Origin of the sequence: Paenibacillus sp. GCM10027626, from assembly GCF_042676285.1 — a bacterium.
Classification (GTDB): domain Bacteria; phylum Bacillota; class Bacilli; order Paenibacillales; family Paenibacillaceae; genus Paenibacillus_Z.
Genome location: NZ_JBHTHC010000034.1, coordinates 24,341 through 50,139 on the forward strand (window position 1 = coordinate 24,341; position 25,799 = coordinate 50,139).

Sequence of the window (25,799 nt, forward strand, 5' to 3'; positions counted from 1 at the left end):
TTTCCGCCGCTGCGGCGCGAAAGTTAATTATTTTGCAGTTTTTTTAGTAATGAAGGTCAAAATGGAGCGCAAGGATTGCGGCCTGACGTGCCGCGGATCGAGCAGATCCTGCTCCTGCTCCAGCCGTTCCATGATGTTGAGGAGATTAAAGTCGGCGATGGCGACATTGCGCTCTACCTCGGCCCAATGCAGCGGCGTGGCTACAGTTGCCCCTTGTCTTGCCCGCGGCGAGTAAGGGGCAATTATTGTTTTTCCTTTATAGTGTTGCAGATAATCGACATAAATTAAATTGCCGCGATTTTTTTTCAAGCGTTCGATCGTGAACAGATCGGGATATTTGTCAGCCAAATAGTGTCCTACAAACTCGCCGATCTTCCGCAGCTCGTCAAAGGTAAGGTCAGGTACTATCGGCACAATAATTTGAATGCCTGTTGCGCCCGACGTTTTGGGAACAGACTGGATGCCGAGCGAATGCAGCAATTCGCCGACATATGCGGCCGCAGTCATCATACGCGACTCATCTTCCACGGAGGGGTCGAGATCCAGCACCCATTCGGTCGGATAGTCCGGATTGCTTATACGGTCAAAGGAGGCGTGGAATTCCAGGCAGGCCAGATTGCCGAGCCAAAGCATCGTTTGCAGCGAGTCGGCATGGACATAGTGAATATCGCCTTGAACATTGGTGTGAATAAAGGATGGAGCATGAGGCGGACAATTTTTCTGATAGAAGGATTTACCATGTATGCCATCAGGAAAGCGGATCGTCGTCAAATAGCGGTCGCGGCAATATTTCATAATCCACGGCGACAATTCCGCAAGCTTTTGCAAAAATAGCGCTTTGGTAATATTCATCTCGGGCCACAGCAGCTTGCCGGGATTGCTGACTGCCAGTTCCTGCCCGTTAACGGTGATGGTGCCTTTTGCCCTTCTGCTCATGTTGCCTGCTCCTTTGTCAAAAAGGTAACTAATTTGGGATGGCGGATTTGTCCCGATTCGGTTATTTGCAGTCCAGTAACCCGGCAGCGGAAAGAAACGGGCAGCCACTGAACTGTTTCCCGTTTCAGGTCCGCCGGCAGCACGGGGAAGGGGCATGGCAGGTTAGCCGGGGAAGCTTGCTTGAAGGTTGCCGCCAACACCTGGCGCATAGCCTCCGTCAACCCGAGAGAGACAGAGCCGATATAGCCGCCATGCAATGCCATGATGAGACTGGCTACCCGCTGCTCCCGCCATTTGAGCCCGACGATGTCGACATCGAGCAGGAGAGCGGTCTTTTTTTTGAAGCAATCGCGATGCTTTTTGCCCTCCCGGTACGGTGCGGACAACCGCTTGCTGACCACGCCTTCCCAGTGATGCTTGGCAGCCCACTCCCATATTGCCTGGCCATCGGGAAGCAGATCGGTGACAAACATGAAGTGATACGGTTGACGGAACTTGTTGTTCAGTCTGCGGTAACGCTCACCATATGGCAAAGACCGCAAGTTTTCGCTGCCCTCTTCGAGCAAGTCGAAAAGCACGTATGCGAAGCTGCCGGCAGGCGCCTCCGCCGCGAAGCGGGCATTGTTGACTCCAGGAAGCAGCGCAGGCGGCGAGGAGGAAAGCGGCACCCTGCCCCCACGCTGTAAAACACGCTGAAATTGCGGCTTTGTTCCATCCCACCAAATCAATTCGCCATCGAGCAGACAGGTGCCGATTGCCGGGGCAACGGCGGAAATCTGCCGAAATAATTCCGGATATCGCTCATTTAAAAGCGTTAAATTTCGCGAAAACAGCTCCACAGGACGATTGCTATTGGGCGCAATGCGGGCAAGCATGCGAAAGCCGTCCCATTTTAGCTGATAGCCCCAATCATCCCCCTCGGGCAGCAGCTCAGCCGAAATGGGAATCATCGGACCGGTAAGCGGAGCGCGAAAAGCGAGAGCAGCGCTCTCGCTTGAGTTGAGGCGGCCATGATCCTTGTCTGACTTCATCAGGATACCGACTCCTTCTTCGTTCCGCCCTTCGCTGTTCGGGTACGCTGCGCACCGGCTTCATTAGCCCCGCCAGCAGCTGCGCCACCTGTACCTTCCGGCGTTGACGGATCCGTCGGCGTTACCCGAATCGATTCCAGGCTGGCTTGCAGCGCGGCCATCAGATCCATCACCTGGGTTGGCTGCTGCTCTGGCGCTACTTTAATATCCTCACCGGCAATTTTATGCTGTATCAGATCAAGCAGGCGGCCGCGGTAATCATCCGTATACTTCGCCGGCTCAAATGCGGTTGACAGCTGTTCGATCAGCATGCGGGCCATTGCCAGCTCCTTATCCCGGACTGAGATCTGCTCCGGCAGGCCGGGAACCTGCCCGATAGCGCGAATTTCATCAGGGTAAAAGATCGTCTCGATCACAAGACAATTTTCGATTGTGCGAATGGCGGCCAAGGAGCTTTTGGACCGGATCGAAATTTTGGCAATCCCTATTTTGCCCGATTGGCGCATCGCTTCTAACAGCAAGTTGTAGGCGTTGCCCCCGGCCTGATCAGGGGAAAGAAAGTATGTTTTTTGAAAATAAATCGGATCGATTTCATGCAAATCGACAAAATCCAAAATTTCAATCGTTTTGGTAACATTTTCGTTAAGCTGCTCAAGCTCATCCTTTTCAAACAGCACGAAGTGTCCCTTTTCATATTCATAGCCCTTCACAATTTCTTCCCATTCCAGCTCTTTTTCGCAAGTATTGCATTTGCGAACATAAGCGACTGGCGTTCCACAGTCCCGGTGAATAAGCCTTAGTGAAATATCTTTATCCTCTGTGGCCGAAAACATTTTGACAGGAACATGTACGAGGCCGAAGCTGATGGCTCCCTTCCAAACAGTATGCATGAAATTTAGCCCTCCTTAGTGGTTTTAGCCCGCGATCTTCTCAAGTTCAGGTTATGTTACAAGCTTTCCCTAAATGCATGAAATTCAGTCGAGTCGGGCATATTTTCGATGAGTGGCTTTTTTAAAATATAAGAAAGTATAAGTTTCACCTTATACAGAGCTTATATTTCTAAGGGAAGAAACTTGCCTCGCACTAAGGACGGCATCAGCCGTTTCTTCTTGGGTTTGGTTCAGCTAAAGGAGGATATGCATAAATGGATAACAATAAACGGCAAAACGGGTCTGTGGAATCGGAGCAGGACGTGAAGGACGAGGGTCGCGATGATTATTTTATGGATATTGACCGCATGATCAATGAGGGGCTCGGAGGCGGACAGGTTACTGTTCATAACGGGAAAATTACCGATTCAACGACGGATACGATGGATAACTACGAGGGCAATGACGTGACTAAATAGACGTCGGTGTCAGCCTCCACCGCTGCTTCGGCGGCGTGGAGGTACAACCTATCTTTATCGTACTGCTCTGCTAAAATGTACAAGCGAAAAGATGTGAAATAGTAAGAAAAGAATATGAAAAAGCGAGACAAAGAGCTATTCTACTTTAAAAATCACCCCAAACCAAGTATAATGAAATTATTAGCATTAAAATTGGGGGGGAGTTATGCCGAAACATCAGCATCATAAATTGCCTAAGCTGGAGATGTTACGTCGTATTGTTTTTTTGACTGTCGGAGCGGTGCTTGTATCGGTCGCTTTGGAAATTTTTTTGGTACCAAATAAAATCATAGATGGCGGTATTGTCGGCGTTTCGATCATTGTCGCTCATTTAACGGATCTGCCGCTCGGACTTTTTCTATTTTTGCTCAACCTTCCTTTTCTTATCCTCGGCTATAAACAAATCGGCAAGACCTTTGCTCTATCTACCTTGTACGCGGTTACTATTATGTCCATCGGCACCACCTTGCTGCACCCGGTCGCTCCTTTAACGTACAGCACTTTTTTGGCGCCTGTAGTCGGCGGCGTTATTCTCGGTATCGGGGTAGGGCTGGTCATCCGTTTTGGCGGGTCGCTTGACGGTACGGAAATCGTGGCCATCCTGTTCAGCAAGAAGATGCCCTTCTCGGTCGGGGAAGTCGTCATGTTTATCAACCTGTTCATTCTCGGCAGCGCCGGCTTCGTCTTTTCTTGGGATAGCGCGATGTATTCGCTCATTGCCTATTATATTGCCTTCAAAATGATCGATATTACGATCGAAGGCTTCGATGAGTCGAAGGCAGTGTGGATCATAAGCGAGGAAGCGAAGGAGATCGGCGATGCCATTATGAGCCGTCTCGGACGGGGTGTCACTTATCTGCATGGTGAGGGCGGCTTTACCGGAGGGGCTAAGCGCGTAATCTTCTGCGTCATTACGAGGCTAGAGGAAGCCAAGCTGAAGTCGATTGTGCATGAGCTTGATCCGGCGTCATTTTTGGCGGTTGGCAATATTCACGATGTCAAGGGCGGGCGCTTTAAAAAGCGCGATATCCACTAAGTGAGACCGTTGGGAGCCTGCTTCAGGCCTCAACGGTTTTTTGTTGATTTATAGCATTTATAATTTTCACTCGATAAATTCTATAAAATTTCAGGGGAAGAAACTTGCCTCGCGCCAAGGTTGGCGTCAGTCGTTTCTTCTCAATTGGCCGATTTGTTGCGGCTTTCTGGACTGACCGATATAATAGATGCAATAGGTAAGCAGCGGACAAGTAGGAGGAGACCGGCACTGGATGAATTCGCAAGTATTCGGCATTGGACAGAGGGGCGCCAATCAGCGGAATGGCTGAGGCGGCAAGGTGTTGTGTGCGGGATTGGCGATGATACGGCCGTCATTGACCCGCAGACGGCGCCGGCAGACAGCACGACATCGTGGCAATGGCTGATGACGATGGATACGATGGTAGAGACGATCCATTTTAATGAAGTGACGATGGGGGAAGCGGATATCGGGTGGAAGGCGCTGGCGGCCAACATTAGCGATATTGCTGCTATGGGGGGCATCCCCCGGCATGCGCTGGTGTCTGTCAGCGTACCGCGTTCGTGGGGAGCGGATCGGATGCGCCGGCTCTATGACGGGCTGTACGCCTGCGCGCAGCAATATAATGTGGCGATTATCGGCGGAGACACGACGGCTGCCCCGGCGCATCTGGTGCTGTCCGTTACGGTAGCCGGCGTAATTGAGCAGGGCAAAGCGATTACGAGAAGCGGCGCCCGCCCGGGCGACGCAATCTTTGTGACCGGGCTGCCCGGAAGATCGGCGGCAGGCTTGCACTGGCTTACCGCCATGGCTGAGCGGGAGCGGAAGCGGCCGATTCCGCTTGCCGCCGCCCGGGAGGCGGAAGTGGAAGGGCTCGTTGCCGCGCACCGCCGCCCGCAGCCATCTGTGGAAGCCGCCCGCCTGCTGGCCGCCCGGGGGACAGTGACTTCACTTAACGATGTCAGCGACGGCGTTGCCAGCGAAGCGTGGGAGATCGCGCAGGCCTCCGGCGTGCAGCTGCGCTTTCGGCAAGATCGATTGCCGATAAGCGGCAGTATGGCCGCCTATGCCGGCCGGGCAGGAGCAACTGCGGAGGAGTGGTTTTTTTACGGCGGCGAGGACTATGTGCTGCTGGGCACAATTGCCAGCGACGATGCAGGCGCGGCCAAGGAGGCGCTGAATGACGAGGGGATCCCCTTTTTTGTCATTGGGGCAGTTGAGGCCGGGGAAGCGGCAGTCACAATGGATTGCCAGCTGCAATCCGGCCCGCGGCGGATCGCGCTTGAGGCCCGCGGCTACAATCATTTTGCGTAGGGTGGAGAAGCTATGGATAATACAGAGACATATGTATGGCAGACGGACACAGAGGCCGGAACGGTAGAGCTGGCACAGCGGATTGCAGCATGGGCTGAGCCGGGGACGGTCATTGCGCTGGATGGCGATCTGGGCGCCGGCAAGACCCGTTTTTCACAAGCCTTCGCAAGGGCGATCGGCATTATGGACGTTGTAAATAGTCCCACCTTTACGATTATTAAGGAATATGAAGGCGCTCGCCTGCCTTTTTATCATATGGACGTTTATCGTTTGTCGCTGGAGGAGGCGGATGAACTGGGGCTCGACGATTATTTTTTCGGCGATGGCGTCACGATCGTCGAATGGGCGAGCCTGATTCGCGAATTGCTGCCTGCGCAGCGATTAGAGCTATACATTGAGCATCTGGGCGGCGAAGCCCGCCGCATCCGGCTGCGGGGAATCGGAGCGCCCTATGCAGCATGGTGCCAACAACTCGAAGTTATGGGAGTCGAAAGGGAATGAGAGAACAAGAGCAGCAACGCGCCGAGCCGACTGTGCTGGCACTAGATACCTCAACCGCCTCAATGGCAGCGGCGCTTTTGCGCGGCGGCGAAATTGCCGGCAGCGTGCAGTCGCTGGCTGAACGGAATCACTCGGTGCTGACGGTGCCCAAGTTGAAGGCATTGCTCGATGAGTGCGGAGTAGAGCCAGAGGAGCTGGACGGCATTGCAATCGGCAAAGGCCCCGGCTCGTATACAGGAATGCGAATTGCGGTAACGGTCGGGAAGACGCTGGCATGGGCGTGGCAGAAACCGGTTGTGGGGATATCGAGCCTGGAGGCGCTGGCCTACGGAGCAAGGATGGCAGCGGCGGCGCATGATCCAGACTGCACTTCGGACTGGTTCATTCCGATCATGGACGCGCGCCGCGGACAAGTCTACACCGCTTTATTTGCAGCACGGCCGGATGGAAGCTGGGAGAGAAAGGCACATGACGGCATCCGGCTAATGCGGCAGTGGATCGATCAATTGGCAGAACGTCTTGACGATATGGGAGCCGGCAAGCACCGGTTATGGCTGACAGGCGATCTGTCCTTGCATGAGCAGGAAGCGGCGCGCTTGCAGGAGTTGGCGGCACAAGCTGCTTCGCAGAATGTAGCCGTAAGCTTGTTCCCTTTTGCGATGGAAGGGGCTGCGGTAGCCCGGCTGGGAGCGGAGCGGCTGCTGCGCGGCGAGCGGGATGAGACGCATTTGTTCGTACCGAACTACACGCAGCTTGCAGAAGCGGAAGTGAAGCTAAAGGAAAAATTGGCGGAAGGCAAGGGAGTAGAGCGATCATGACGACAACTGATCAATCACGGATTATGTTGCGTAATATGACTCTCGCGGATGTTTCTGCCATTGTGGCCATTGAAGAGGAAGCTTTTACGAGCCCTTGGACTGAGGAGGCATTCGTTAAGGAACTGACTCAAAATCATTTTGCCCGCTATATGGTGATGGTCGACGATGGCGAGATTATCGGTTATGGCGGTATGTGGGTCATTATAGATGAAGCGCATGTGACCAATATTGCTTTGCGGCCGGCTTACCGCGGACGCGGTCTCGGGGATCGGCTGCTCTCCGAACTGCAGCAGGCGGCTGTAAAGTCGGGCGCGGCGCGGATGACGCTGGAAGTGCGGGCGAGCAATGAAATTGCCCAGCGGCTGTATCGCAAGAAAGGCTTCGAAGCTGCAGGCGTGCGGCCGGGCTATTACTCCGATAATATGGAGGATGCTATCATTATGTGGGCGCAGCTTGAGCGGGCAGGGATGGAGAATAACGATGACAACGAATGAATTGATTATGGCGATCGAAACAAGCTGCGACGAAACTTCAGTCGCAATTGTACGCGGCGGCCGTGAAATATTAAGCAATCTGGTCGCCAGTCAAATTGAGACGCATGAGCAGTTTGGCGGCGTCGTGCCGGAGATCGCCTCGCGCCAGCATGTTGAGGCGATTACGATTACGATGGAGAAGGCGGTGGCGGAGGCAGGAATCGGCCTGCGGGATTTGTCGGCGATCGCAGTTACGCAAGGGCCAGGGCTTGTCGGTTCGCTGCTTGTCGGTATAGTTGCCGCCAAAAGTCTGGCGATGGCGCTTGATTTGCCGCTGATCGGCACCCATCATATTGCCGGGCATATCTATGCAAACCGGCTGGTGCAGGAGCTGGTCTATCCGAGTGTAGCCTTGGTTGTTTCCGGCGGGCATACCGAGCTGGTCGTTCTGGAGCGGGAAGGCGTGTTCCGGATTATCGGCCGCACGCGCGACGACGCTGTTGGCGAAGCCTATGACAAAGTGGCGCGGGCGTTGAAGTTTCCGTATCCGGGCGGGCCGCATATCGACCGGCTGGCGCTTGATGCCGATGACGAAATTGAGCTGCCGCGCGCATGGCTGGAGACGGATTCGTACGATTTCAGCTTTAGCGGGCTGAAGTCGGCTGTGCTGGCTGCAATCAATCAAGCGCAGATGAAGGGCGAGCCGCCAATGCGGGCAGCGCTGGCCCGCGGTTTTCAAGCATCGGTTATCGATGTGCTTGTGACCAAGGCGCTGCGCGCTGTTCATGCAGAAGGGGCGCGGCAGCTGCTGCTTTGCGGCGGTGTTGCTGCCAACCGCGGCCTGCGTGCCTCGCTTGGGGCCCGCTGCGAAGCGGAAGGGGTGCCGCTGCTAGTGCCGCCGCTGTCGTTATGTACGGACAATGCGGCGATGATTGGCGCTGCCGCCCATCTGAAGTGGAAGCATGGGCAGTTCAGCTCGCTCGACCTGAAAGGCGAGCCGATGCTGTCACTGGAAGATTGGTCGGTGTGAGGCGAAAAGCCGTTATTTTGTTTGTTGCCGCTGGCGACAAAACAAGATAACGGCTTTTTTCGCTTGGCTGGCTGGCTGGTCTGTAGGACTGATGGACGATGGGGAGGCGGCGGCGGCTAAATTGTTGCACAAAATGCACGTCTGTTGATTATCCCAAAAAAACTAACTGGATTTTATGTAGGTATATACGCCAAAAACAGACGATTTTGCAGTCTAACTGGATACATCCAGCTAGTTTGGGCCAAATCGAGTCTATCCCTCTCTAACTCCCATTCTAACTGTAGGTTTTCCATCTAGTCCGGCTATCTAACGAACAAAACATAAAACGAACTGTAGAAAATCCATTTAGTCGGCCAATATGAATAAACTCCCAGTAAAATAGAGCTACAAACCAAAACCCATATTGCGGTACATCAACAGCCTTGCACAAAACACAACATTTTAAGCTCATTATGCTGAAATGTTCGAAAATGTTGCGCGGATTGCAACAATCTATCCCTTCAAAGCGCCCATAGAATCCGAATTGTGGTATTTTGTACAACAATTCGGCAGATCAGTAACTTTCGAGGGCTGATTGTTGTATAACGTGCAACATTTGGGCGGACTTGCTGCCGCTCTCTCGCGGACACTGAGTCCGTTATTTCGGCAAACAGCAGGCAAAAAGAAGGTTTGGCGGACACACGGATGCTGTCGATTTTCTGAGGACTATTTGCCGCAGAAGCGGGCAACTGTGAGCCATGTGGACATACGATCCGTTATTTGTCGATTTTGCTGGGGTGCAGCGGCGAATTTGAGGCTTATAACGGATCTACGGTCCGTGAGCAAGCCGTTTTTGCTGTTTTGTTCACAGATAACGGATCCATGGTCCGCGTGCAGTCCGCTTCGCCCATGCTTGCTTAAGGAACCGCAGCAGATGTTGATGCTCACGATTCGGTACGCATCTTTAACTGGTACTCCTAGGGTGCTGTCACCAAATGAGTGCTATTGAGTATAAGTTATCCACAAAAGCGGGCGTGTTGTGAATAATTGAGTGAAAGCCGCTAAATCCGGGCATGTGCCATGTGCGCAACAGCGGGATAAGTTTTTCACAGCCCTTTGTGGATAATGTGGATAATGGGTGTAAATGCGAGGTGTCATTTTCGCAAGGGGCTTGATATTCATGAATGTCTTGTAAATAGCGGGATAGAGAATTGTCAATAGAGCCAGAATTGCATAACAATTTACCCAAAGATGTGGATAACTCTGTGGATGGAGTGGATAGATGTCGGGATGACGGATCGAGGTTGTTAATAATTGTATATATAAGTGTGGAAAGGAAGAAAAAAGGCTGTTCCTGGTTATGTGTGACATAACTTAAGAACAGCCTTTCATTTTGTTAGAGAAGCAATTGCTCCCAATTCTCATAAGCTTGCTGCAGCGCAGCCTGATGCGTGTCGATTGCAGTCTGAATTTCCTGTACCCGAATATAGTCATTAAAAATATCAGGCTCAGTGAGCTGCTGCTCCAATTTGCCGATCTCTGCTTCCAGGCGGGCAATTTCCTGTTCAAGCTGCTCCTGCTTGCGCTGCCTGTTGCGTTCATCACGCTTGGCCTGTTTGTCAGCCTCATATGTCGAAGGAGCGGGAGAATCAGGAATGACAGCAGCTTTTCCCGATTTTCCTGATGGCAGCGAAACCGATTCTAACGCCATTTCTTCGTTTTCACGTTTTTTCTCGATCATTTCGTCATAATTTCCCAGGAAATGATTGATCCCATCCGGAGTCAGTTCGACAATCCGTTCAGCCATCTTGTTCAGGAAGTAGCGATCGTGGGAAATGAATAGCAATGTTCCTTCATAGTCCAGCAGCGCAGCTTCAAGCACTTCCTTGCTATAAAGATCCAAATGGTTGGTCGGTTCGTCCAATATTAACATATTGGCATTCGCCAGCATTAGCTTGGAAAGCGAGACACGCGCTTTTTCTCCCCCGCTTAAAGCGCTTATTCGCTTCTGAACATCGTCGCCGCTAAATAAAAAGTTGCCGAGAACAGTGCGAATCCTCACTTCCTCCAGTCCGGGATAGGCGCTCCACAGCTCCTCCAGCACGGTATTGGACGGATTCAGCGTCGTATGCTCTTGATCGTAGTAGCCGATCTTCACGTTCGTCCCCCAGCGAATGGAACCATGCTGAACGGGCTGCTCCCCGACAAGCGCCTTAAGCATGGTCGACTTGCCAATTCCATTCGGGCCGATGAGCGCAACATTTTCACCGCGCTCCAGACGAAAGCTGGCATGATGAAAAAGAGGCTCAGGCTGGCCTGCGAATTGGATCGATAAATCTTCAACATCAAGGACGTCGTTGCCGCTCTGCCGTTCAATTTCAAATGAAAAATGCGCTTTTTTCAAGCTGCCCGCCGGCTTGTCCAGCCGGTCCATTTTTTCAAGCGCTTTTCGTCTGCTTTGCGCCCGCTTTGTTGTAGAAGCGCGGACAATGTTGCGGCGAATGAAGTCCTCCATGCGCGCTATTTCTTCCTGCTGCTTCTCAAATTGCTTCATTTGCGATTCAAATTCCGCTGCCTTCAAGTCGATAAAACGGCTGTAGTTGCCCGTATAACGCTTGGCGGCATGCCGCTCGATCTCTACAATCGTCTGCACTACAGCATCGAGGAAGTAACGGTCATGGGAGACGACCAGAACGCCGCCGGGATAGCTGCGCAAGTAATCCTCCAGCCAAGTCAATGTGGCAATATCCAGATAGTTGGTGGGCTCATCCAGCATTAGCAAATCGGGAGCCTGCAGCAAAATGCGGGCGAGCGCCAGCCGGGTCTTCTGTCCGCCGCTTAGCGTCGAAATGACTGTATCTGGCGGGAATTGTCCAAAGCCCATGCCATGCAGCACGCTGCGAATGCGGGTGTTGATTTCAAAACCGCCATTTTGCTGGAACCAATCGGTCAGCCGGGCATAGCGCTCCAGCGTCTCCTCATACTGCTGAGCATTTTGCTGCCACTCTGGGTCGGCAATTTTGTGCTCCAATGAGCGCAATTCAGCTTCTGCTTCGAAGAGATGGGCAAATACTGCACGCATTTCTTCTTCTATTGTAAGGTCTGACTGGAGGGCGCTCGTTTGAGCCAAATAACCAATCGTCGTTTCCTTTGCTTTATAGATCGAACCAGAGTCTGCCGACAGCTCGCCTGCTAAAATTTTGAGCAGGGTTGACTTGCCCGCGCCATTGACGCCTACCAATCCAACTCGTTCACGAGGCTGAATTTGAAAGGTGATGGAGGAAAGAATAGGTTGAGCGGCGTAGTTTTTGGATAAATTCGAAACTTGCAGTAACATTGAAACATCAAGCCTCCAAAAATACCAGTCTGCCTCTAGTGTACAGAAAGAAGCGGAAAACGACAATGCTCCTTGTCTCTTGTCGATTAACATTGTTGCCCAGCCATTGGCGAAATATGGGCAACAGTGGTAAACTAGGGGGGATAGCAGAGGAGAGGAAAGTTGAGCTGGATGAGAATAACCAACCAGGAGTTGAGTGCGGTGAAGCGTCAAGTGCGTGACGCGGCTGCCGAGAAGCGCAGTGCTATTCAGGAGGCGGAGCGGGCTGTATGGTCTGCCGCAGCCTGCCGCTATGCCATTGAACTGCTGGAGCAGCGCAATGTTCAATGCTTCGCGGTCTATGCTGCCTTTCGTTCTGAACTGGAGACGCGCAGCCTGATTGAATGGGGCTGGGATCGCGGGATTACTGTTCTCCTGCCGCGCACTTGGCCGAAGCAAGGGAGAATGGAGTTCTATGAGGCGAAAGGCTGGCCTATGCTAAAAAAAGGCAGTTATGGCCTGCTTGAGCCGGACCCCGAGCAGGCTGCCGCATTCGACATCGCGACGGGGCAAATTGATGTCGTTTTTGTACCAGGGCTCGCCTTTGATCGCCGCGGCGGCCGGCTGGGCTATGGCGGCGGTTACTATGACCGCTTCCGCAGGCGGATGGCCGGTGCTGATGGGCAGCGGGTATCGCAGCCGCCCTGGATTGGATTATTCTTTACTATACAAGAAATCGATGAAGTGCCGATGGATTCCCACGATTGCTGGCTGGATGGAATCATTACCGAATCCGGTCTGAGGCTGCCAAACCAAGCAGGTAAGCGAGGCGAAGGGGAAACCAGGCAGGCGTAACGCATTTCAGTGTATTGGCTATAGCGGACTATTTTCACAGGTGATTGGGGGAGCATACTCATGCGGTGGAAAGTGGCGTTGTTAACAGCAAGCGATAAAGGGTCGCGCGGCGAGCGGGAGGATACGAGCGCGCAGGTGATCCGGGAGTTGATGGAGGAGGAGCTAGGCGGCGATATTGTTGATTATCGCATTGTGCCGGACGAGCAGGATGAGATTATGGCAGCCTTGATCGAGATGACGGATTATTACAAGGCCGATCTCGTCATTACCACAGGAGGCACGGGACTTGCGCCAAGAGACATTACTCCAGAGGCAACGATGAAGGTTATCGAGCGGGTTGTTCCCGGACTGGCGGAAGCGATGAGAATGGGAGCGATGGCAAAGACAAGACAGGCGATGCTGTCACGGGGCATCTGTGGCATAAGAGGCCGTTCGTTAATCATAAACCTGCCCGGCAGTCCAAAGGGCGTGCATGAAAACTTGATGGCGATCATGGATCAATTGCCTCATGCACTCAGCATATTGTCCGGCCGCTTGGGCGAACATGACGAGTAAGCGGCATAAAAGCCAGCGAAGATTGGCACCGATTTTGTTTATGCGGTCAATCATTTAGGCCATTAGTAACCGGTGCGGGCCACGCGTGAAATAAAGTTAAATAATTGTTAATGAAATAGACTATTTGCTAGCCCAGGATTGTGATATGATACATATAGCTGGAAGGCTGTCCGTCGTTAAGGACTGCCCCATGGAAAAACCGATTATGGAGTGCCAGGATGCGTCATGCTTGAACCGCAAAATCGTGTCATGTGCTGATTTGCATACTGGCGGAGAGGCCATATACAGAGATATGTTGTTACCAGTCTTGGATAAGGCGGTTGGCTTAATTGTTAATCGTCAAGCAGTACTCATGAGAAAAAATGATTAGGAGGAAAAATTATGTTGAGTGGTATTGGTGCGACAGGTGTTATTTTGATCGTATTAGTTGCTTTGCTGCTCTTTGGCCCGAACAAGCTGCCAGAATTGGGACGCGCATTTGGCCGGACGTTAAAAGAATTTAAAGCAGGTGCCAAGGATCTGATGGATGACAGCGGCAAGGAGCAAAAGGATGCAAATCGGGTTGAAGTAAATCACAGCGTTGCAGACAACCAAGCTGTCAATAAGCGGCTCCCGGAGTAATCGGGGTACGCTTTTTTTGGTCGGGTAAGCAGCAGCAGGGACGAAGCTAGCACGCAAAAAGATGAAAGCGATTTTGCTCTCTACCTGCATCAAGGAGGGGGATCATGAGCAATTCTGAAGAAGCGAAGTCTTCGTCCACTGAGCGGGCGATGCCTTTGTTTGATCATATCGGCGAGCTTCGCCGCAGATTAATTGTCGTACTGGCCGTACTGGTCATTGGCCTGGTTATCGGACTTGTATTTGCGAAGCCGGCGTATGAGTATTTGATGGAACAAGAGCCTGTAAAAAATTTTCCGCTGCACGTGTTCTCATTATGGGACGGGATTGGCATTTATATGAAGTTCGCTTTTGTAATTGCCCTAATTCTCGTGATTCCGGTGGCCTTTTATCAGGTTTGGGCATTTGTTAAGCCTGCATTGAAGGAAAATGAGCAGCGGGCAGCGCTTGGCTTCGTGCCGTTGGCTTTAATATTATTTCTTGGCGGTCTCTCCTTTTCTTACTTTGTCGTGCTGCCGATGGCCTTTAATTTTACGACAGAGGTGGCCAGGACACTGAAATTGGAAGAAACATATGGCATCACGCAGTATTTCGCCTTTATGTTTAACATTCTTATTCCAGTATCCTTGCTGTTTGAATTGCCGATCGTCATAATGTTTTTAACGAAACTGCGGATCCTTACCCCAACGAGGCTGCGCAAAATGCGCCGGCTTGCTTATTTCATTCTCATTATAGTGGGAACGATGATTACACCGCCGGACATTATTTCGGACTTGCTTGTGGCCATTCCGCTAATTGTACTGTATGAGATCAGCGTGTTCTTGTCAGGGATCGTCTATCGCAAGCAGCAAGCGGCGGATGAGGCATGGGAGAAGCAGTTCGGTACTGAACTTACTTAAATGAGCAGGGCTGGTGTCAGCAGATGGAAGGCTGTTGCATACCAGCCCTTTGTCTCGTTTCACGTGAGGGCAGCTTGCGCCCAAAGTTAAGAAAACTGTAAAATTGATGTGATTTCATAATGAACCACTTGAAATTCACCTATAAAATCGGTATTATAAAAAAAGGTTATTAGCACTTAACTGATGTGAGTGCTAATAAAAAATTAAGTATTGAATTTTAAAGGAGGCTATTTTCATGATCAGACCTTTGGGTGAGCGCGTATTGATCGAACCGATCGCGAAAGAAGAAACAACTGCTAGTGGCATCGTGTTGCCGGATTCGGCAAAAGAAAAGCCGCAAGAGGGCGTAGTTATCGCAGTTGGAAGCGGCGCGGTCAAGGACGGCGTACGTATTGCGCTTGAAGTGAAGGAAGGCGACCGCGTATTGTTTTCCAAATATGCAGGTACTGAAGTGAAATACGAAGGCAAAGAGCTTTTGATTATGAAAGAAAGCGATATTCATGCAATTTTGGGCTAATTAAAGACCCGAAATTCGATATAGACGATCGTATTTTGTACTTAGATTAGGCTAGAAGATAATTATTATTCGGGAGGGTATTCAAACATGGCTAAAGAAATCAAGTTTAGTGAAGACGCTCGCCGCGCGATGCTGCGCGGGGTGGACACGCTTGCTGACGCAGTTAAAGTAACGCTCGGTCCAAAAGGCCGCAACGTTGTATTGGAGAAAAAATTCGGCAGCCCGCTGATCACGAATGACGGCGTGTCGATCGCGAAAGAAATCGAACTGGAAGATGCATTCGAAAATATGGGTGCTCAACTTGTTAAAGAAGTCGCAACCAAAACAAATGACGTAGCTGGTGACGGTACGACTACGGCAACTGTATTGGCACAAGCGATGATTCGCGAAGGCTTGAAAAACGTAACTGCTGGCGCAAACCCTATGGTTATCCGCAAAGGGATCGAAAAAGCCGTTCGCGCAGCAGTAGAAGAGCTTAAATCGATTGCGAAGCCAATCGAAGGCAAACAATCGATCGCTCAAGTTGCAGCTATTTCCTCCGGTGATGACGAAGTAGGCGAACTGATCGCTGAAGCGATGGAGAAAGTCGGCAACGACGGCGTTATTACTGTAGAAGAGTCCAAAGGCTTCGCTACTGAGCTTGAAGTGGTTGAAGGTATGCAATTTGACCGCGGCTACGTTTCCCCGTACATGATTACTGATACGGACAAAATGGAAGCTGTACTGGACAATCCATATATCCTGATCACTGACAAAAAAATCACGAACATCCAAGAAATCCTGCCAGTGCTGGAAAAAGTGGTTCAATCCGGCAAGCAATTGCTGATTATCGCTGAAGATATCGAAGGTGAAGCACAAGCGACAATCATCGTCAACAAACTGCGCGGCACATTCACTTGCGTTGCTGTTAAAGCACCAGGCTTCGGCGACCGCCGCAAAGCGATGCTGCAAGATATCGCTGCATTGACTGGCGGTCAAGTGATTACAGAAGAGCTTGGTCTGGAGCTGAAATCGACTTCGATCGAGCAGTTGGGTTCCGCTCGCCAAATTCGCATTACGAAAGAAAACACAATCATCGTTGACGGCAGCGGCGACAAGTCCGACATCGATGCTCGCGTTAACCAAATTCGCGCTCAACTGGAAGACACCACTTCCGATTTCGACCGCGAGAAACTGCAAGAGCGTCTGGCGAAATTGGCTGGCGGCGTAGCAGTTATCAAAGTTGGCGCGGCTACAGAAACAGAATTGAAAGAGCGCAAGCTTCGCATCGAGGATGCTCTGAACTCTACTCGCGCAGCAGTAGAAGAAGGTATCGTATCCGGTGGCGGTACAGCGCTTGTGAACGTATATAAAGCTGTTGCAGCTGTTCAAGCTAATGGCGACGAGCAGACTGGCGTAAACATCGTATTGCGTGCCCTGGAAGAGCCAGTGCGCACAATCGCAGCGAATGCAGGCCAAGAAGGCTCTGTCATCGTTGAGCGCCTGAAAAACGAAAAAGTCGGCGTAGGCTACAACGCAGCTTCCGGCGAGTGGGTAAATATGTTTGAAGCTGGTATCGTTGATCCGGCTAAAGTTACTCGCTCCGCACTGCAAAACGCTGCTTCCGTAGCGGCAATGTTCCTGACAACAGAAGCTGTTGTTGCCGACAAACCTGAGCCGAAGGGCGCAGGCGGCGCTGGAATGCCTGATATGGGCGGAATGGGTGGCATGGGCGGAATGATGTAACCAATACATCAAAAAGCCTATAATACCAAGGAAAACGGGACCTTTCGGGGTCCCGTTTTTGCGTAAAGGTCACAAAAAGGTCACAAATCTTGCGAGGCGGCTTTCTTCAGAAGATCAGAGAAGGCAGTTTTTACTTTCGTAGAAGCGTCTTGTTCCATCTTTCGTGTAACGTGTGTATAGATCTGCAGTGTTGTCTTCGGATCATCGTGACCGACCCGAGCCATGATCGTGGCCAGATCGACGCGGGCTTCTGCTAACATACTGATGTGTGTATGACGAAAGATATGAGATGTGGCATGCTTCCGGATGCTTGTCTTCCGTAAAATACACCATTAGCCACGTGTTTATATACTATTGGATAACCGTTGTCATGTGCGAATACAAAATTGCCGTCATGGTATTCAGGGAGCAGGTGTCGTGTCGCCATTATTAACTTTTTCTGCATCTTGTAATGGGTTTGGAGCATCTTCACAATAGATTCATCAACATCAAATACGCGAATTGAACCTTCTGTTTTCGGTGGGAGCAGCTCATATTCCCGCATGTTGTTATTCTCGTTGTACATGGTCTTCGTAATTCGGATACGGTTCGAATCAAAGTTTAGATCTGTCCATTTAAGGGCAAGTACTTCACCAATTCTTGTTCCCGTGAAGGCGAGCAGATAAAACATTTCCTTATCCAAGTCCAGACCTTCGGTCAACTCGTGATTCTCGAAATACTTCTCTTCGATCGGATTGGCTTCGATTTCCTCGACAGTCCGCCGCCTAACAGGGATTTTAACGCCGGTAGCAGGGTTATCCTTCCGGTATTTCTCCTTTACGGCATGCTTATAAATTAGGTTCGCAGTTACGTGGACGCCTTCAATAGTAGACTTCGAATAGTCTTCGTCGAACAATGTATTTAAGATTTTTTCGTGGTTCTTGTGTGTGATTTTATTGATCATCATTTGTCCGATATATGAATTGAGTGTGGCGATTGAATTCCTGCGCAGCCGGATCGTGTTCGGCTTTACACCGGTCCTTTTATACGTCTCCAGCCATTCCTCCGCGACCTGTGAAAAGGGCAGGTTCTTCACTTTCTTCAGATCGATACCGTCTTCAGTCATCGACCTGATCACATCATTGACACGCTTTTCTGCTTCTTCTTTTGTTTCGCCACGGCGCTTGATTTGATTTCTTTTCCCTGTTACTGGGTCGGGCGGTCCGTCTTTGATGCAGACCCATACATATCCCTTTTTATTGTTTGCCTTAACCTTACTGAAGGATGCCATGTCCAAACCCCTCTCTAAAAATTTGAAGTCCTAAGTAAGCCTTGTCTTATGTCAAAGTTTAACTCATACAACCTTATTAACAATTGATCGATATCAGTTGTACCTAAATACGATCCCAGATATGGCAGATGGATACCTACTTGGTCAGGCTTGTCCTCCCTTTGTAAAATGTAATCCCCTGGGACAGTGGCCGTTACCAGCTCTTCGAAGTCATCGGGCTCCATGCGGTCCACGTTCTGTGGTATTGGTATGTATGCAGGCTGAGACCAGTCCAGTACCTCTCCAGCCCCTTTAATGACCAATGAAGATGGAGATATACTGTCATGGTAATCATACAAGAGAGCGATCTCAGGCGGCTCATCTATCACTTTAGGTGGTGGTATCCAGTATGACGCCGGCAAAAGTGTATTTCTATATTGACGATCCCATTTGGCTTGCTTAATACAATTTAAAATTTGGTTTATACGCCGCTTGACCAACTGGAGAGGTAGCATAAATTCGTTGGCAAGCATTTGGTAATATTCGTCCCAGCTCTGCCGCGGCGGATACTCTCTAACCATGTAAAATGGCATGGCTGCATAAAGTTGAAATTGAGCCGCCTGCGCTTCCTGCAGGTCTACAAAGAGAGCCGGCAGTTTACTTTGGTCTCCGACATGCCGTAGAGGGTGGCAGAGTTCATGAAAAAAGTCAGCTCGCCTTTGCGCTTCGGCTTGATATTTTAAATAGATGATGCAATCTCCATCATCATCGAATACAGCTCCAGAATCCTCATATGTCCCCTTGATAAGATAACCAAAAAGTTCAGCTACTCGCTCTATAACTAAATCCGATGGCGAAAAGATAGCGTTTTCTTGATATTTATTACTGATCCATAGTTCTGATTCAGATGGCCTATAATGTGAGAACACTGATATGATGACCCCTCCTCAAGAACATATGTTTGGTCTTGTGGTGAAAAAGAAGAGCCATTGCTGGCTATTTATGTTGTTACATTATTCGGTACGTGAAATTCCAAATTCTTTTTCTAATTTAATAATCTCTGTCACCCCGTTAACTATGTATTCTTCAGATTGCTCGATCAAGGATTCAATGTCATCAAGAGTTGAAGAGGAATACTCTTCCTTATCAAACATTTTCTTAGCTTTTTTTACTGCTTCCTTCCTAAATGATATGGCATCCTCAATTTCAACTGTTACCGCTGAAAGATAATGCCCAATTGCTGACGGGATTGCCTGTCCGAGAGTTGCTGAATATAATGACCATATCACAGAAAAGGAAAAGGATGCTTCCCATGGATGTGGGCCTGCGGGAACAGGCTCACGGGATGCATCCCCAACTCAACATGGTCATTGTATCAAAGTATGAGCTGGTTGAGAAGTCATCCGGCGTTTTTTGTTCGGTGTGCAGAAATGGTCCCTTCCCCTTGTTGTGGGAAAGAGTTGAAAGTCATTGGAAGCCGGAAGCGGAAGCTTACGAGTGAGAGCGGGGAAATCCGTGTGCTGGTAGTCCGCCGGCTGCGTTGTTCACAGTGTCGGAACATCCATCATGAGCTTCCGGATTGTGTAGTGCCATATAAACGTTATGAATCCACATGTATCGAGCAAGTCGTTTCGGAGCCGGAGGCGTCATCGACCGTAGCAGCAGACGACGCTACTCTGCGGCGATGGAAAAACTGGTTTCAAGGAATATGTACGTATTTGCTTGGGTGCCTAACATCAATCGCGATTCGCTTTCACCAAGACCCTGTGGAGTACCTGTCCGTCCCTTCACAGTCTGTACATCATCGAATCGGACACTACGTCGGGGACGCTTCCGGCTGGCTATCACGAATTGTCCGCCCCGTCGTCAATTCAAATTTGTGGGTACATACCCGTTCTGCATTCTTGTCCACCTAGTCTTGCGGTAGACTCATCTTGAAGTCTACCAAACGAGGTGCAGAATAGATGAAAGATCAAAAGAAAGCTGAGGCCATCGCTGCAGAGCGTGTGCAGCTTTTGTCTCCGCTACTGGCAGAGGGGCTCGATCCGGCCAAGGCTCGAGAACTCAAGGTGAGGATTTGTGAGCAGACAGGGCTCTCCGAGCGCACGCTGCGCCGGTACTTGGCCAAGTATCGGGAGGAGGGCTTTGGCGGACTAAAGCCCAAAGGTAAAGGACGTCAGCCGTCAGAGGCGACGATTCCGCCGGAAATACTGGAGCAAGCCATCCTGCTTCGCCGTGAGGTGCCGGGTCGAAGTGTTGCACAGCTCATTCAGATTCTCGAATGGGAAGGTCGCATCAAGCCCGGAGAGATCAAGCGCAGCACTCTTCAGGAAAGGCTGGCACAGCGAGGTTACAGCACCCGTCACATGCGCATGTACGCCGAATCCGGTGTGGCTGCTCGGCGGTTTCAACAGCGCCATCGCAATCGTCTTTGGCATTCGGATCTGAAATACGGTCCGTATTTGCCCATCGGCCCCAGCGGCGCTATGAAGCAAGTGTACCTCGTCACGTTCATCGACGACGCCACACGGTTTGTTCTCCACGGTAAGTTCTACCCGGTCATGGACAAGACCATTGTAGAGGATTGCTTTCGTAGGGCCATTCAGAAGTTCGGCGTTCCGGAGTCGGTCTACTTCGACAACGGCAAGCAATACCGAACCAAATGGATGACGCGTGCATGTTCCAAACTCGGCATTCGGCTGCTCTTTGCCAAACCTTACTCGCCGGAATCAACTGGTAAGGTCGAGCGGTTCAACCGCGTCGTCGACGCTTTTCTCAGCGAGGCCGCTCTCGAGAAACCAAAGACGCTCGAGCGGCTGAATGAACTGTTTCAAGTCTGGTTATCCGAATGCTACCAGAACAAGCCACATTCCGCGCTCGAGAACAAACTGAGCCCGGAAACGGCCTACCGTAGCGACAAGAAGGCGCTCCAGTTCTTGGATCCGGACGTGCTTGCGAATGCCTTCCTGCACTGTGAGTCGCGCAAGGTCGACAAGTCCGGCTGCATCAGCTTCTTGAATCGCAAATACGAAGTCGGTCTGCCCTTCATTGGGTGCACGGTGGATGTGGTGTTCGACCCGGCAGATATATCGGAGCTTACGGTCGAGTATGAAAGTCATGCGCCGTGGCGCGTTCGAGAACTTGTCATCGGAGAACGTGCAGGTAAACGTCCCTCGCTGCCGGAGCATCTGGGCCCTGTTCCGGCGGATGCATCAAGACTGCTCGCGGCAGCGGAGGAACGAACCCGAGATCGCAAGGCAGAGCAGGCACCCGCTGTGGCCTATCGCCGGGTGAGCAAGGAGGACAGTCATGTTTGAGTCTTTCTACGGTCTGGGACGCTCACCGTTTTCGCGGGACTTACCGACGAGCCAGCTCTACGAGTCAGTCATTCTTGAGGAAACGCTCGGCCGTCTCGAGTACGCTGCTCACCGGCAGTGGTTCGCTGTTGTAACCGGTGATTGCGGTACGGGCAAGACGACGACGATTCGCCGGTTCACCGAAGTGCTCGATCCGGCCAAGTACAAGGTGCTTTACTTGTCAGATTCGAAGCTGACCCCGCGGCATTTTTACAAGGGGCTGCTTGAGCAGCTCGGCTGCGAATCGAAATTCTACCGTGGCGATGCCAAGCGCCAACTGCATCGCGAGATCGAGCTTATGCGCGGCATTCACCGATTGCAGCCTGTTGTCGTTGTCGACGAAGCGCATCTCTTGGATCGCGAAATGTTAGAAGAAGTACGATTCCTGCTCAACTTCAAGATGGATGCGCAGAGTCCCATGGCGCTCATCTTGGTTGGTCAAAGCGAGCTCTGGGATCGACTAAACCTGCAGGCTTACGCGGCTATCCGCCAACGGATCGACCTGCAATGTAAGCTTCCGCATTATGATCGGGCTCAGACCTGCGATTATATCAAGCGTCACATGGCGTTCGCTGGCGCGGATCATGACATTTTCACCGATGGCGCGATCGATGACATCTTCCGTTTCTCAAGCGGCGCCGCCAGGCTGATCAACAAAGTTTGTACACACGCACTAATCTACGGTTCGCAGAACAAACATCGCATCATCGACGATCATATGATCAAGCGAGTCATCCAGGGAGAATTATCGTGATTCTCCCTTTCTCTTAGTCGCAAGCGGACAGCATGTCCGTCACCATCAGGACAACTTACGCCGTCAACAAATGGACATTATGCATTAGCAGTAACATTCAACTTAAATGAACCTATTTTCTTTTTATGATCTTCGTTCAGTTTGTCTTGGGGTATTGTACTGAGTTTGTCGTATAAGCGATCTAACCGTACATCTACAGTTTTCATATTCTTATATCCTGTTAATGAGTCGATCGTAGGCGGGGTTGAAATTAGAGTAAAAGTAAGATACAATAAACGAGAACATTTGTTCCTGTATGGATGAATTACTCATTTTTGGGGAAACTGAATATAATCACGTAGCAAAACAAATGGTATTGTCTTATAATAAAGGAGTGAGGATGGTGTGGAAAATGAAATTTATTAAGAGTATCATCCAGAATGGGTTTAATGAGGCAATGAAAGAAAAGAAGCAATTCGATCAAGATTTTTCTAACGTTTCTGATCGAATTGCTGAAAAAAAAGCTGAAATGAAAGAAAGAACTAAAAAAAGAAACCTTATTCGAAATAGATAGCAACAGGAGATATGATGGTATCTCCTCTTTGTAATGATTTAAGACCACTTAGGAGGAACTCCTCTACTCCCCATATTGCTTGTCCCAAATCCTTGAACGGACCGGTATCTGAAAAAACTTCATAATTAAATGTTTCAAATTTTTTCGTTACTCTTCCTAAAACCGTTACTTCAACTGAGGAATCTAAGCCATATTTAAAAACTAATTCCGCACTGCTTTCTCTTAAGTACTCTGGCTTTAACGGTGAGATAAAAGAATCTTGTTTTAATATAAGATTTGTTGGCAAAAGTTTACCAAAATATCTTAGAATTAAGTCGAATATCTTAATTCCTTTTTCAATATTTGGATCGAGTTTCCCTTTCCCTTTTCCTTTCCCTACTGGGTCGTCAACTAGCATCGTCGGTATTTGTATTATTTCTTTTAATATAGATGGTTCAAAGTGTGTTCTGATGATCTCCAGGTCAAATAGGCTAAAGCTACCTTTAATCAATACATATTCCCCAAACGGCACTGCGTTGCCCTCTGTAGAATGAAACTTATTTAACTTGCTCTCACTCTCTAAGTATTCAATGAACTCATTTAATGCATTATCGTGTAATTGTTTTGAAATTATTTCCTTTCCAGCATCTACTTGTGTGATAGATATGGACTCTTCGATAGCTCGAGCATTTAAGTATCTATACTGAGTCGACCCACTTGGGGAGGAGGCGAGAAAAGGGACTTGAACATTTCCGCTTTTTACTTCTGCTTGTAGGTCATGAGTAGAACTTTTTTTTGTCGCATCATTACTTGTCTGGGATTCCTGTTGGGATTGTTCTTGAGTCATGTTTATAGGCAATCCACCTAAATTCTGTGCCATAAATGAATGAATCATGCTTGTGTTTAAATAAATTATCTCTTTCATTTTATCGCCCCTCTTCAACAATATCTGAAACAATATTACTACAAAAGTCGCATTTTGGCGATATGTGGTAAAGTTGGCAAGCAAAAATTAACCCCGCTGGCGTGTGCTGGCGGGGCGGGCTTTGATTAATTATCTCAGATACATGATTGCTTCCTTGTCACCTAAAAAAATCCTATTTACATATTCATCCTCATTGAATCCAGCCGAAACATATAAATGGTCTTTATATTTTTTTGAGTCTATTTTTTCATATGATACTTCTCCAAGAAACTTCTTATTCTCAAGATCATATATGTAATCAATTGATTGAGGGCTGGTTTCTCGAATGATTGGATATTTATCACCATAAGTCTTTAACACATCTTCTTTTAAGTTTCCAATTTTATTACCTCTAACGGTGCTGTATACGTTTTTTGAGTCCTTATCTAATACTATCATGGCAATATTGTCAACTCTGTATAGTATTTTTACACCATAATCATATCTTATTCCAAATGCTTCTTTTGTACCAGTACCAAGTATTTTCTCCGCTTCTGATCTGGACATCCCATAACAAACCTTATTTTTCTTGTCATCATCCTTGTAAATACACAAATCATCAACAGAAAGTGTATTTGGTTTTAACGTTCCTCCTGTATTACACCCAACCAAAACAACTAATAACATCACTGCCAAAATTCTCTTTATCACCAAGATAATCTCCCCTCATTATTACTGTGACCATTCTACTACAAAAGTCGCATTTTGGCGATATGTGGAAATGATGGTATGTAAAAATAAGCCCCGCTGGCGTGTGCTCCCGGGAATTTCCTCACTTACTTCGATGTCACATAAACCCCTTCACATTCGAGCGATATATTTATGTTGTAACGTATAGCTATAAAACTATTTGAAATGTAAATAAAGCAGGAATATTTTACTATGTGTCGAATAAACGTCCTTAAAGCGAAAATTGACCAAAATTACCCGTCACTGAGGAACAGATTAGGACGGAGTTTTCATGTTAATTTATAGTGATAAAATAATATAGAGGAGATGTCGGAATGAGTGAGGACAAAAGCTTAGACCTTCTTGGAGTTAAACCTGTTGCAGATGCTCTAAAAACTGTAACTGAAAAATCAATGACTGGTATTGGTGCTTTACTTAGCCGAATTTGTCTCCCCGCTGCGGAAGAGTTAGGCCTTTACTTCCAAGATAAAGTCAAGCAATTTAGAAGCAGAAACACCGCAAGAATCGTTGAGAAAACAGATAAATTACTAAATATAGAAGATGATGAATTTAAATTAAAAGCCCTTCCTCGCCTTGTTCACGAAATTCTTGAGAATGGGTCATGGTGTGATGACGAGACGCTACAAGATATGTGGGCAGGCCTTCTTGCATCCTCGTGCACACTTGACGGGAAAGATGATAGTAATCTACTATTTATCGATATTTTATCCAAACTGACGATAGTTCAAGTGAAAATCATTAACTACTCTTGTTTAAATGCTCAATCTACTAGTCTTTTCGAACCACTTGATGAGATACTTGTTAATTTAGAGGACTTAACCGAAATAACTGGCGTTAAAGATAGATATAGACTAGATAGAGAGTTGGACCATTTAAGGTCAATCGGTTTTTTCGCCATTGATGGAGGCTTTTTTACTGAGAAAACAGTCCTGACGGCAAATATAACCCCCACTTCTCTGTGTCTGCATTTCTTCATGCAATGCAATGGTGGTTCTATGCCTGTATAGACCATCCTTGGCAAGTAGGAGGTTTTTGCAATTATGCAGGATTCCGGACTTTATCTACGCTCCTCCATTTACGGACGGCCGTGATCGAGAGAAGTCCAGTTCTCGTGTTTATGGGCGTGGAATTAATCGGCAGCGGTCCGATTGATGCGATAGATGGAGGCGTGGCTTTCGATGATTTGACGGAGGATATCGTTACGATATGTGGCGAGTGGTATGTTCGCGGGACGTGTACGTTTGTTTACACAAAGTAAACGGACTTAATAAAAATTATCCAAAGG

Annotated in this window: 29 protein-coding genes; 19 read left to right on the forward strand and 10 right to left on the reverse strand. The window is 49.2% G+C overall.

Features of this window, described 5'->3' with window-relative positions:
- Window positions 1-27: 27 nt before the first annotated feature.
- From ligD to ku, 3 genes are read right to left on the reverse strand one after another with little or no spacing between them, the layout of a single operon-like run.
- Window positions 28-936: a non-homologous end-joining DNA ligase gene (gene ligD, locus ACFQ0N_RS35610; RefSeq protein ID WP_379334877.1), complete on the reverse strand. Its 909-nt coding sequence runs from the start codon at window positions 934-936 to the stop codon at window positions 28-30.
- Window positions 933-1,967, reverse strand: a complete 1,035-nt coding sequence (locus ACFQ0N_RS35615; RefSeq protein ID WP_379334878.1) for an ATP-dependent DNA ligase — start codon at window positions 1,965-1,967, stop codon at window positions 933-935. Before ACFQ0N_RS35615 ends, ligD begins: the two co-directional genes overlap by 4 nt.
- Window positions 1,967-2,857, reverse strand: a complete 891-nt coding sequence (ku, locus tag ACFQ0N_RS35620; protein ID WP_379334879.1) for a non-homologous end joining protein Ku — start codon at window positions 2,855-2,857, stop codon at window positions 1,967-1,969. The genes ACFQ0N_RS35615 and ku overlap by 1 nt, the downstream gene beginning before the upstream one ends.
- Window positions 2,858-3,111: 254 nt before the next feature.
- Between ku and ACFQ0N_RS35625 the strand changes: the two genes are divergently transcribed.
- The 7 genes from ACFQ0N_RS35625 to tsaD all read left to right on the forward strand — a co-directional run bounded on the left by ACFQ0N_RS35625 (window position 3,112) and on the right by tsaD (window position 8,505).
- Window positions 3,112-3,315, forward strand: coding sequence for a hypothetical protein (locus ACFQ0N_RS35625; RefSeq protein WP_379334880.1), 204 nt, complete (start codon window positions 3,112-3,114; stop codon window positions 3,313-3,315).
- A gap of 205 nt (window positions 3,316-3,520) precedes the next feature.
- Window positions 3,521-4,390, forward strand: coding sequence for a YitT family protein (locus ACFQ0N_RS35630; RefSeq protein WP_379334881.1), 870 nt, complete (start codon window positions 3,521-3,523; stop codon window positions 4,388-4,390).
- Between the two features lie 285 nt (window positions 4,391-4,675).
- Window positions 4,676-5,683: a thiamine-phosphate kinase gene (thiL, locus tag ACFQ0N_RS35635; RefSeq protein WP_379334914.1), complete on the forward strand. Its 1,008-nt coding sequence runs from the start codon at window positions 4,676-4,678 to the stop codon at window positions 5,681-5,683.
- A 12-nt stretch (window positions 5,684-5,695) separates the two neighbouring features.
- A complete protein-coding gene (gene tsaE / locus ACFQ0N_RS35640) occupies window positions 5,696-6,184 on the forward strand; it encodes a tRNA (adenosine(37)-N6)-threonylcarbamoyltransferase complex ATPase subunit type 1 TsaE (protein WP_379334882.1) in 489 nt (162 codons plus the stop codon).
- Window positions 6,181-7,002, forward strand: a complete 822-nt coding sequence (gene tsaB / locus ACFQ0N_RS35645) for a tRNA (adenosine(37)-N6)-threonylcarbamoyltransferase complex dimerization subunit type 1 TsaB (RefSeq protein WP_379334883.1) — start codon at window positions 6,181-6,183, stop codon at window positions 7,000-7,002. Before tsaE ends, tsaB begins: the two co-directional genes overlap by 4 nt.
- Before the next feature lie 23 nt (window positions 7,003-7,025).
- Window positions 7,026-7,496, forward strand: a complete 471-nt coding sequence (rimI, locus tag ACFQ0N_RS35650) for a ribosomal protein S18-alanine N-acetyltransferase (RefSeq protein WP_379334915.1) — start codon at window positions 7,026-7,028, stop codon at window positions 7,494-7,496.
- A complete protein-coding gene (gene tsaD / locus ACFQ0N_RS35655; RefSeq protein WP_379334884.1) occupies window positions 7,483-8,505 on the forward strand; it encodes a tRNA (adenosine(37)-N6)-threonylcarbamoyltransferase complex transferase subunit TsaD in 1,023 nt (340 codons plus the stop codon). Before rimI ends, tsaD begins: the two co-directional genes overlap by 14 nt.
- A gap of 1,375 nt (window positions 8,506-9,880) precedes the next feature.
- On the opposite strand, the gene ACFQ0N_RS35660 is transcribed toward tsaD, so the two are convergent.
- On the reverse strand, window positions 9,881-11,821 hold the full coding sequence (locus ACFQ0N_RS35660) for an ABC-F family ATP-binding cassette domain-containing protein (protein ID WP_379334885.1): 1,941 nt from the start codon (window positions 11,819-11,821) through the stop codon (window positions 9,881-9,883).
- A 171-nt stretch (window positions 11,822-11,992) separates the two neighbouring features.
- Between ACFQ0N_RS35660 and ACFQ0N_RS35665 the strand changes: the two genes are divergently transcribed.
- The 6 genes from ACFQ0N_RS35665 to groL all read left to right on the forward strand — a co-directional run bounded on the left by ACFQ0N_RS35665 (window position 11,993) and on the right by groL (window position 16,969).
- Window positions 11,993-12,655 (forward strand): 5-formyltetrahydrofolate cyclo-ligase, encoded by a 663-nt coding sequence (locus ACFQ0N_RS35665; RefSeq protein ID WP_379334916.1) that lies wholly within the window; start codon window positions 11,993-11,995, stop codon window positions 12,653-12,655.
- Window positions 12,656-12,715: 60 nt separating this feature from the next.
- Window positions 12,716-13,210, forward strand: a complete 495-nt coding sequence (locus ACFQ0N_RS35670) for a MogA/MoaB family molybdenum cofactor biosynthesis protein (protein ID WP_379334886.1) — start codon at window positions 12,716-12,718, stop codon at window positions 13,208-13,210.
- Window positions 13,211-13,591: 381 nt separating this feature from the next.
- Entirely contained in the window at window positions 13,592-13,831 is a 240-nt protein-coding gene (gene tatA, locus ACFQ0N_RS35675; RefSeq protein WP_379334887.1) for a twin-arginine translocase TatA/TatE family subunit, read from the forward strand.
- A 104-nt stretch (window positions 13,832-13,935) separates the two neighbouring features.
- Window positions 13,936-14,727 (forward strand): twin-arginine translocase subunit TatC, encoded by a 792-nt coding sequence (gene tatC, locus ACFQ0N_RS35680; protein ID WP_379334888.1) that lies wholly within the window; start codon window positions 13,936-13,938, stop codon window positions 14,725-14,727.
- A 235-nt stretch (window positions 14,728-14,962) separates the two neighbouring features.
- On the forward strand, window positions 14,963-15,244 hold the full coding sequence (gene groES / locus ACFQ0N_RS35685) for a co-chaperone GroES (protein WP_379334889.1): 282 nt from the start codon (window positions 14,963-14,965) through the stop codon (window positions 15,242-15,244).
- An 87-nt stretch (window positions 15,245-15,331) separates the two neighbouring features.
- A complete protein-coding gene (gene groL, locus ACFQ0N_RS35690) occupies window positions 15,332-16,969 on the forward strand; it encodes a chaperonin GroEL (RefSeq protein WP_379334890.1) in 1,638 nt (545 codons plus the stop codon).
- Window positions 16,970-17,049: 80 nt separating this feature from the next.
- On the opposite strand, the gene ACFQ0N_RS35695 is transcribed toward groL, so the two are convergent.
- From ACFQ0N_RS35695 to ACFQ0N_RS35710, 4 genes are all read right to left on the reverse strand, one after another.
- Complete coding sequence (locus ACFQ0N_RS35695) at window positions 17,050-17,229, reverse strand: hypothetical protein (protein WP_379334891.1); 180 nt, start codon at window positions 17,227-17,229, stop codon at window positions 17,050-17,052.
- Window positions 17,223-18,239 (reverse strand): tyrosine-type recombinase/integrase, encoded by a 1,017-nt coding sequence (locus ACFQ0N_RS35700; protein ID WP_379334892.1) that lies wholly within the window; start codon window positions 18,237-18,239, stop codon window positions 17,223-17,225. The genes ACFQ0N_RS35695 and ACFQ0N_RS35700 overlap by 7 nt, the downstream gene beginning before the upstream one ends.
- Before the next feature lie 14 nt (window positions 18,240-18,253).
- Window positions 18,254-19,147: an ImmA/IrrE family metallo-endopeptidase gene (locus ACFQ0N_RS35705; RefSeq protein WP_379334893.1), complete on the reverse strand. Its 894-nt coding sequence runs from the start codon at window positions 19,145-19,147 to the stop codon at window positions 18,254-18,256.
- Between the two features lie 84 nt (window positions 19,148-19,231).
- Window positions 19,232-19,507, reverse strand: coding sequence for a hypothetical protein (locus ACFQ0N_RS35710; RefSeq protein ID WP_379334894.1), 276 nt, complete (start codon window positions 19,505-19,507; stop codon window positions 19,232-19,234).
- 141 nt (window positions 19,508-19,648) lie between these two features.
- Here ACFQ0N_RS35710 and ACFQ0N_RS35715 point away from each other — a divergent pair, with 141 nt between their 5' ends.
- From ACFQ0N_RS35715 to ACFQ0N_RS35730, 4 genes are all read left to right on the forward strand, one after another.
- Entirely contained in the window at window positions 19,649-20,134 is a 486-nt protein-coding gene (locus tag ACFQ0N_RS35715; RefSeq protein ID WP_379334895.1) for a DUF6431 domain-containing protein, read from the forward strand.
- Between the two features lie 48 nt (window positions 20,135-20,182).
- Window positions 20,183-21,535: a DDE-type integrase/transposase/recombinase gene (locus tag ACFQ0N_RS35720; RefSeq protein WP_379334896.1), complete on the forward strand. Its 1,353-nt coding sequence runs from the start codon at window positions 20,183-20,185 to the stop codon at window positions 21,533-21,535.
- Window positions 21,528-22,328, forward strand: a complete 801-nt coding sequence (locus ACFQ0N_RS35725) for an ExeA family protein (protein WP_379334897.1) — start codon at window positions 21,528-21,530, stop codon at window positions 22,326-22,328. Before ACFQ0N_RS35720 ends, ACFQ0N_RS35725 begins: the two co-directional genes overlap by 8 nt.
- A 391-nt stretch (window positions 22,329-22,719) precedes the next feature.
- The gene (locus tag ACFQ0N_RS35730; RefSeq protein WP_379334898.1) at window positions 22,720-22,881 is read left to right on the forward strand and encodes a hypothetical protein; all 162 of its coding nucleotides are present in this window, start codon (window positions 22,720-22,722) and stop codon (window positions 22,879-22,881) included.
- Here ACFQ0N_RS35730 and ACFQ0N_RS35735 read toward each other — a convergent pair.
- Both ACFQ0N_RS35735 and ACFQ0N_RS35740 read right to left on the reverse strand, forming a co-directional pair.
- A complete protein-coding gene (locus ACFQ0N_RS35735) occupies window positions 22,865-23,785 on the reverse strand; it encodes a DUF6414 family protein (protein WP_379334899.1) in 921 nt (306 codons plus the stop codon). The two genes, ACFQ0N_RS35730 and ACFQ0N_RS35735, sit on opposite strands and share 17 nt — an antisense overlap.
- A 129-nt stretch (window positions 23,786-23,914) precedes the next feature.
- A complete protein-coding gene (locus tag ACFQ0N_RS35740) occupies window positions 23,915-24,475 on the reverse strand; it encodes a hypothetical protein (RefSeq protein WP_379334900.1) in 561 nt (186 codons plus the stop codon).
- A gap of 353 nt (window positions 24,476-24,828) precedes the next feature.
- On the opposite strand from ACFQ0N_RS35740, the gene ACFQ0N_RS35745 reads away from it, so the two are divergent.
- Both ACFQ0N_RS35745 and ACFQ0N_RS35750 read left to right on the forward strand, forming a co-directional pair.
- Complete coding sequence (locus ACFQ0N_RS35745; RefSeq protein ID WP_379334901.1) at window positions 24,829-25,521, forward strand: Abi-alpha family protein; 693 nt, start codon at window positions 24,829-24,831, stop codon at window positions 25,519-25,521.
- Between the two features lie 104 nt (window positions 25,522-25,625).
- Entirely contained in the window at window positions 25,626-25,772 is a 147-nt protein-coding gene (locus tag ACFQ0N_RS35750; protein ID WP_379334902.1) for a hypothetical protein, read from the forward strand.
- Window positions 25,773-25,799 lie beyond the last annotated feature (27 nt).

Bases quoted from the DNA above. Each gene is read 5' to 3' on its own strand.
- ACFQ0N_RS35670 (WP_379334886.1), top strand. From the start codon at position 12,716: ATGCGGTGGAAAGTGGCGTTGTTAACAGCAAGCGATAAAGGGTCGCGC.
- groL (WP_379334890.1), top strand. From the start codon at position 15,332: ATGGCTAAAGAAATCAAGTTTAGTGAAGACGCTCGCCGCGCGATGCTG.
- ACFQ0N_RS35630 (WP_379334881.1), top strand. From the start codon at position 3,521: ATGCCGAAACATCAGCATCATAAATTGCCTAAGCTGGAGATGTTACGT.
- ACFQ0N_RS35735 (WP_379334899.1), bottom strand. From the start codon at position 23,785: ATGAAAGAGATAATTTATTTAAACACAAGCATGATTCATTCATTTATG.
- ACFQ0N_RS35695 (WP_379334891.1), bottom strand. From the start codon at position 17,229: ATGTTAGCAGAAGCCCGCGTCGATCTGGCCACGATCATGGCTCGGGTC.
- ACFQ0N_RS35715 (WP_379334895.1), top strand. From the start codon at position 19,649: ATGGTCCCTTCCCCTTGTTGTGGGAAAGAGTTGAAAGTCATTGGAAGC.
- ACFQ0N_RS35725 (WP_379334897.1), top strand. From the start codon at position 21,528: ATGTTTGAGTCTTTCTACGGTCTGGGACGCTCACCGTTTTCGCGGGAC.
- ACFQ0N_RS35720 (WP_379334896.1), top strand. From the start codon at position 20,183: ATGAAAGATCAAAAGAAAGCTGAGGCCATCGCTGCAGAGCGTGTGCAG.
- tsaE (WP_379334882.1), top strand. From the start codon at position 5,696: ATGGATAATACAGAGACATATGTATGGCAGACGGACACAGAGGCCGGA.
- ku (WP_379334879.1), bottom strand. From the start codon at position 2,857: ATGCATACTGTTTGGAAGGGAGCCATCAGCTTCGGCCTCGTACATGTT.
- tsaD (WP_379334884.1), top strand. From the start codon at position 7,483: ATGACAACGAATGAATTGATTATGGCGATCGAAACAAGCTGCGACGAA.
- ACFQ0N_RS35665 (WP_379334916.1), top strand. From the start codon at position 11,993: ATGAGAATAACCAACCAGGAGTTGAGTGCGGTGAAGCGTCAAGTGCGT.
- ACFQ0N_RS35745 (WP_379334901.1), top strand. From the start codon at position 24,829: ATGAGTGAGGACAAAAGCTTAGACCTTCTTGGAGTTAAACCTGTTGCA.
- tatA (WP_379334887.1), top strand. From the start codon at position 13,592: ATGTTGAGTGGTATTGGTGCGACAGGTGTTATTTTGATCGTATTAGTT.
- ACFQ0N_RS35615 (WP_379334878.1), bottom strand. From the start codon at position 1,967: ATGAAGTCAGACAAGGATCATGGCCGCCTCAACTCAAGCGAGAGCGCT.
- rimI (WP_379334915.1), top strand. From the start codon at position 7,026: ATGTTGCGTAATATGACTCTCGCGGATGTTTCTGCCATTGTGGCCATT.
- groES (WP_379334889.1), top strand. From the start codon at position 14,963: ATGATCAGACCTTTGGGTGAGCGCGTATTGATCGAACCGATCGCGAAA.
- ACFQ0N_RS35730 (WP_379334898.1), top strand. From the start codon at position 22,720: ATGAAATTTATTAAGAGTATCATCCAGAATGGGTTTAATGAGGCAATG.
- ACFQ0N_RS35700 (WP_379334892.1), bottom strand. From the start codon at position 18,239: ATGGCATCCTTCAGTAAGGTTAAGGCAAACAATAAAAAGGGATATGTA.
- tsaB (WP_379334883.1), top strand. From the start codon at position 6,181: ATGAGAGAACAAGAGCAGCAACGCGCCGAGCCGACTGTGCTGGCACTA.
- ligD (WP_379334877.1), bottom strand. From the start codon at position 936: ATGAGCAGAAGGGCAAAAGGCACCATCACCGTTAACGGGCAGGAACTG.
- ACFQ0N_RS35660 (WP_379334885.1), bottom strand. From the start codon at position 11,821: ATGTTACTGCAAGTTTCGAATTTATCCAAAAACTACGCCGCTCAACCT.
- tatC (WP_379334888.1), top strand. From the start codon at position 13,936: ATGAGCAATTCTGAAGAAGCGAAGTCTTCGTCCACTGAGCGGGCGATG.
- ACFQ0N_RS35625 (WP_379334880.1), top strand. From the start codon at position 3,112: ATGGATAACAATAAACGGCAAAACGGGTCTGTGGAATCGGAGCAGGAC.